The organism is Phocaeicola sp., from assembly GCF_048170425.1.
GTDB lineage: Bacteria > Bacteroidota > Bacteroidia > Bacteroidales > Bacteroidaceae > Phocaeicola.
Genome location: NZ_DBEXBB010000080.1, coordinates 1 through 5,776 on the forward strand (window position 1 = coordinate 1; position 5,776 = coordinate 5,776).

The window sequence follows — 5,776 nt, forward strand, 5'->3', positions numbered from 1 at the left end:
GAAAAAGCTTGGCAATGACTTCCCGTTTTTTTCTGTATTTTTGCACCCGAAAATCATAACAACTAAATAACATACATACAGAATGGGTGGTTTTTTCGGAACAGTCTCTAAGGCTGAATGCGTGACCGATTTATTTTACGGTACGGATTATAATTCACATTTAGGAACGAAACGCGCCGGAATGGCGACATACGCCGAAGGCGAGGGGTTCATACGTTCGATTCACAATCTGGAGAGTTCTTATTTTCGCACGAAGTTCGAGAGTGAGCTTCCTAAGTTTAAAGGAAAAGCAGGAATTGGTGTCATCAGTGATACGGATCCTCAGCCGATGATGATTAATTCTCATCTGGGGCGTTTTGCCATTGTGACGGTAGCGAAGATTAACAACATGGACGAACTGGTGCAGGAATTGTTGAACAACAATATGCACTTCTCGGAGATGAGCATGGGAAAAACTAACCCCACGGAGCTGGTAGCATTGCTTATTGTACAAGGAAAGGATTTTGTGGAAGGTATTGAAAATGTATTCAACAAAATCAAAGGCTCCTGCTCTATGTTGATTCTGACCGAAGACGGTATTATCGTGGCTCGTGACAAATGGGGACGTACGCCAATTATCATCGGAAAGAAGGATGGGGCATACGCTGCCACCAGCGAGTCGAGCAGTTTGCCGAACCTGGATTTTGAAATCGACAAATATGTAGGACCGGGTGAGATTCTGCGTATGCGTGCCGACGGGCTTGAACAGCTTCGCAAGCCGAACGAGAAGATGCAAATCTGCTCTTTCTTGTGGGTATATTACGGTTTTCCTGTTTCTTGTTATGAAGGCAAAAACGTAGAAGAAGTGCGTTTCATGAGCGGATATAAGATGGGACAGACGGATGAGTTTGAAGTGGACTGTGCCTGCGGTATTCCTGATTCGGGTGTAGGTATGGCTTTAGGTTATGCAGAAGGTAAGGGAATTCCTTATCATCGTGCTATAGCCAAGTATACCCCGACTTGGCCCAGAAGTTTTACACCGAGCAATCAGAGCATGCGTTCACTGGTAGCTAAAATGAAGTTAATTCCTAACCGTGCCATGCTACAGGGCAAGCGTCTGTTGTTCTGCGATGATTCTATCGTGCGTGGTACACAGCTTCGTGATAATGTGAACATTCTTTACGATTACGGAGCGAAGGAAGTGCACATGCGTATTGCTTGTCCGCCGTTGATTTACGGATGCCCTTTCATTGGCTTTACTTCTTCTAAAGGGGATATGGAATTGATTACTCGTCGTATTATCAAGGAAATCGAGGGTGATGAAAATACCAAACTCGACAAATATGCTACTACAGATTCTCCAGAATACAAGGAGCTGGTAGAACGTATTCGTGCACGTTTTGGATTGACTTCATTGAAGTTCAATACGCTGGAAACCTTGATAGAAGCTATTGGCTTGCCGAAGTGCAAGGTTTGTACGCATTGTTTCGATGGCTCCAGCTGTTTCTGATAAGTTTTTGGACATGTGGGGAGGCTTGTTGTAATCTCTCTGTCGTATAAAAGAAAACCAATAGGAATATTCTCAGTACCACACTGTGAAATATGTGTCCTACACTGCGGGATATGTATTTCACAGTGTGGTTTTTGTATCCCACATTGTGAAATAGAGGATTCTCTTTGGCAAAAGGGAATAAATGTCGGTGTACTTTTTTAGAATGCTTCAGTCATGTTGAAATAAAACAGATTCTGCTTATTGGTGAAATCGCGTCCTAAATCCAGGCGGACATTCATGCGGGGCTGTACTTCTATGCGAAGTCCCAGTCCGGCATTAGGAAGCACTCCTTCTATTTTTCCGGGAGTAGGTCCCATAAATCCGCATCCTCCCCAGGCTACAAAGCCCAGACGGTTAATCACTCTTTTAATCCAGTTGTTCTGGTCGGTATTGAACATCTGGCGATATTCGGCCAGCGCCACGTGTGACGATTTGTCTCGGTATTGTCCCATGTAATATCCTCTTAAGTCGAAAGGAGTACCACTCAGCACATATTTGTTCAGTGGAAGGTTATGCCCGAAAGAATGTTTGCTCTGTACTGTCCATGCTAAGACCTTGCGTTTCCCTACAGTCTTGTATTGTCGGTAATCCAGTTCCAAATGAGAAAAATTAGAGTTGCTACCTAAAAATTTCTGGTATATCAATCCTCTCAAGTCGAAATAAAGACCTTTGTAAGGATTGGCAGGTATATCGCGTGTGTCATAGGTAAGTAGGAAGCCAATTCCTGAACTGAAATTTTTGTAGCCGTCGGCGGTACCTCCTGCGCGTTTGTAGTCGGGTTGTTCCACCAGATATTTGGCTGGATCCATAATGTGGTCGTAGGTAATGTCGATTTGTGGACCTGCAAAGAAGTTGCTTTCTCCCAGTCGGAAAAGGAACCACGGATTAATCTGTATTCCGCTATAACGATATTGGCTGGTTGTGTCGCTTCGTACATAATTCTTGTTGGTATCGTATCCCACACCATAGAAGTTTTCCTGGGTATTCTTGAACGTAAACTGTCCGAAGATACGGAAGCGGTCGTTCTTGAAGAAAAGCTGTGGTTTGACCACCAGATTCAATCCCCCGTTGAACATGAAAGCTACGGAAGCCGGGATAACCGAACGGCGCATGGTGGTGTCTTTCGGGTTCATGCGGAACGTCATCAGGGCGCTTCCGCCTATCAGCAGACCAAAGTCAGGAGTATAACTCGGGCCTCCCAATATGTTGTAGTGAAAATTGCGGGCTGCTTTTTTTTGTTTTTTGAGTTCTTTCTCCGTCTGTTGCTGGCGTAACAGACTGTCTTGAAGAGATTCTTGTGCATTTCCTGCTACGATGAACAGGCAATAGATGCAAATGAGTAAGTATTTTTTCATGCGGCAAAATTACAAAAAAGGGCCGAATCTGATTGGGCTTATTTTAAGAGTTTTTGGATTCCCTTGTCTTTTTAACTTAAAAGTCAGATTGGTGCCTGAATTTTCGCCGTAAGTAGGTAAATCATCCTTGCGTTCTGATAAAAAATGGTAAGTCTTTTGGTCATTCTCTGGGTATTTTTTACTTTTACAAAAGTAAGATATTTGTAAATTATAAAGTGATATGACAGTAATTGAACGCTTTTTAAAGTATGTGACTTTTGATACGCAGTCGGACGAATCGACCGGTGTCACTCCGAGTACGCCGAAGCAGATGGTATTTGCGCAATACTTGAAAACGGAATTGGAGGAACTGGGATTGAAAGATATTTCCTTGGATGAAAACGGGTATTTGTTTGCCACACTTCCTTCGAATGTGGAGCATGAGGTTCCGGTGGTCGGCTTTATTGCCCACATGGATACCAGTCCCGATATGAGCGGAGAGAATGTAAAACCGCGTGTCGTTGAGAAATACGATGGAAAGGATATTCCTCTGTGTGCGGAAGAGAATATCATTCTGTCTCCTGTTAATTTCCCGGAACTGCTGGATCATGTAGGTGAGGATTTGATTGTGACCGACGGTCATACTTTGCTGGGGGCGGACGATAAGGCCGGAATTGCAGAAATTGTAGGTGCGGTGGCTTATCTGATTGCACATCCGGAAATCAAGCATGGTGACATCCGTATCGGTTTTAATCCGGATGAGGAAATCGGTCTGGGAGCCCACAAGTTTGATGTGAAGAAATTTGGTGCGAAATGGGCTTATACCATGGACGGAGGAGAAGTCGGCGAGCTGGAATTTGAAAACTTCAATGCTGCAGCTGCAAAGATTCGGGTAAAGGGGCGCAATGTACATCCGGGATACGCAAAAAACAAGATGATTAACTCTTTGTTGGTAGCTAATGAATATGCTTCTCTGTTGCCTGCAAATGAAACGCCGGGTACGACGGAAGGATACGAAGGCTTCTATCATCTGATTGGTATGGAAGGTGAAGTAGAAAATACGGTACTTTCATATATTGTTCGCGACCATGATTGTGAGAAGTTTGAAGCACGTAAGCAGGCTTTGCTGGACTATGCTGCACAGTTGAATGAGAAATATGGTGAAGGTACAATTACCGTAGAACTGAAAGATCAATACTACAACATGCGCCAGCAGGTGGAACCGTTGATGCATATTATTGATATTGCTTTTGCGGCAATGCAGGAAGCTGGAGTAACTCCGAAAGTAAAAGCAATTCGTGGAGGTACAGACGGTGCGCAGCTTTCATTCAAAGGACTTCCGTGTCCGAATATCTTTGCCGGCGGACTGAATTTCCACGGACGTTATGAGTTTGTTCCTGTACAGTCTATCGAGAAAGCCATGAACGTGGTAGTGAAGATAGCGGAACTTACTGCTAAAAGATACTGCTAATTATACAACGGTTGCGGGTCTGCCTTGCTGAGGTTGGACTCGCAACTTATTATCAACCTTAATATATACCTTATGAAAACAACTCCATTTACCGAGAAGCACATTGCACTCGGAGCTAAAATGCATGAGTTTGCAGGTTATAACATGCCGATTGAATATTCCGGAATTATTGATGAACATCTCACTGTCTGCCATTCGGTGGGTGTCTTCGATGTGTCTCATATGGGGGAATTTTGGGTAAAAGGACCTCATGCACTCGAATTTATTCAGAAAGTGACTTCCAATAACGCAGCCGTGCTTACACCGGGAAAGGTACAGTACACTTGTTTTCCGAATGAGACCGGAGGAATTGTAGACGACTTGTTGGTGTATGCATATGAACCAGAGAAATACATGCTGGTGGTCAACGCAGCAAACATCGAAAAGGACTGGAACTGGTGCGTGTCTCATAATCAAGTGGGGGCGGAATTGGAGAATTCTTCTGACCGAATGGCGCAGTTGGCCATTCAGGGGCCTAAGGCTTGCGAAACGCTTCAAAAACTGACTTCCGTAGATTTGTCGTCCATTCCTTATTATACATTCAAGGTTGGTGAATTTGCCGGAGTGCCGAATGTGATTCTTTCCAATACCGGATACACCGGAGCCGGGGGCTTTGAATTATATTTCTATCCGGAAGTGGCTATGAAAATCTGGGATGCGATTTTCGAAGCAGGTCAGGAGTTTGGTATCAAGCCGATAGGTTTGGGCGCTCGCGATACACTGCGTCTGGAAATGGGCTTCTGCCTGTACGGAAATGACATTACGGATGAAACCTCTCCGTTGGAAGCCGGATTGGGCTGGATTACCAAGTTTGTGGAGAATAAGAACTTTACCAATCGTGCGGCATTGGAGAAACAGAAAGCGGAAGGTGTCAGCCGGAAATTAGTAGGTTTTGAGATGATTGACCGTGGAATTCCCCGTCATGGCTATGCGTTGCTGAATGAGGCAGGAGAGCCTATCGGTCAGGTCACTTCAGGAACCATGTCGCCTATGCGTAAGATAGGAATCGGTATGGGATACGTAAAGACTGAATATAGTAAGCCGGGTACAGAGATTTATCTGGACAACCGTGGAAGGAAACTGAAAGCACAGGTTGTGAGACCTCCTTTCCGAAAATAAACAAGAAAAGGATACGAAAAAAGCCTGTCGAAAGACAGGCTTTTTTCATGAGCGGAAGACGGGACTCAAACCCGCGACCCTCAGCTTGGAAGGCTAATGCTCTATCAACTGAGCTACTTCCGCAATTTTTAGTGGGCAAAGATGGATTCGAACCACCGAAGGCGTAAGCCAGCAGATTTACAGTCTGCCCCATTTGGCCACTCTGGTATTTGCCCGTCCGCAATCAAGATTTAGTGCTTTTCTCAATTGCGATGCAAAGGTATGATTATTTTTTTAATTTGC

General features: G+C 44.5%; 4 protein-coding genes and 2 tRNA genes. 3 read left to right on the forward strand and 3 right to left on the reverse strand.

Annotated elements, in window-relative coordinates; genetic code table 11:
• The first annotated feature begins 82 nt into the window (after positions 1-82).
• Positions 83-1,489, forward strand: a complete 1,407-nt coding sequence (locus ACMJ0U_RS03305) for an amidophosphoribosyltransferase (protein ID WP_417128161.1) — start codon at positions 83-85, stop codon at positions 1,487-1,489.
• A gap of 200 nt (positions 1,490-1,689) precedes the next feature.
• Here the strand turns inward: ACMJ0U_RS03305 and ACMJ0U_RS03310 are convergent, their stop codons facing one another.
• Positions 1,690-2,886, reverse strand: coding sequence for a BamA/TamA family outer membrane protein (locus ACMJ0U_RS03310; protein WP_417128162.1), 1,197 nt, complete (start codon positions 2,884-2,886; stop codon positions 1,690-1,692).
• A 220-nt stretch (positions 2,887-3,106) separates the two neighbouring features.
• On the opposite strand from ACMJ0U_RS03310, the gene pepT reads away from it, so the two are divergent.
• Together pepT and gcvT are read left to right on the forward strand one after the other, a co-directional pair.
• On the forward strand, positions 3,107-4,336 hold the full coding sequence (pepT, locus tag ACMJ0U_RS03315; protein ID WP_417128164.1) for a peptidase T: 1,230 nt from the start codon (positions 3,107-3,109) through the stop codon (positions 4,334-4,336).
• 72 nt (positions 4,337-4,408) lie between these two features.
• Positions 4,409-5,494 (forward strand): glycine cleavage system aminomethyltransferase GcvT, encoded by a 1,086-nt coding sequence (gene gcvT / locus ACMJ0U_RS03320; RefSeq protein WP_417128165.1) that lies wholly within the window; start codon positions 4,409-4,411, stop codon positions 5,492-5,494.
• A gap of 50 nt (positions 5,495-5,544) precedes the next feature.
• Here gcvT and ACMJ0U_RS03325 read toward each other — a convergent pair.
• A tRNA-Gly gene (locus ACMJ0U_RS03325) sits at positions 5,545-5,617 on the reverse strand.
• 9 nt (positions 5,618-5,626) lie between these two features.
• Positions 5,627-5,709, reverse strand: a tRNA-Tyr gene (locus ACMJ0U_RS03330).
• Between the last annotated feature and the right edge of the window lie 67 nt (positions 5,710-5,776).

Coding starts and splice junctions, on each gene's coding strand:
- pepT (WP_417128164.1), top strand. CDS start 3,107: ATGACAGTAATTGAACGCTTTTTAAAGTATGTGACTTTTGATACGCAG.
- ACMJ0U_RS03305 (WP_417128161.1), top strand. CDS start 83: ATGGGTGGTTTTTTCGGAACAGTCTCTAAGGCTGAATGCGTGACCGAT.
- ACMJ0U_RS03310 (WP_417128162.1), bottom strand. CDS start 2,886: ATGAAAAAATACTTACTCATTTGCATCTATTGCCTGTTCATCGTAGCA.
- gcvT (WP_417128165.1), top strand. CDS start 4,409: ATGAAAACAACTCCATTTACCGAGAAGCACATTGCACTCGGAGCTAAA.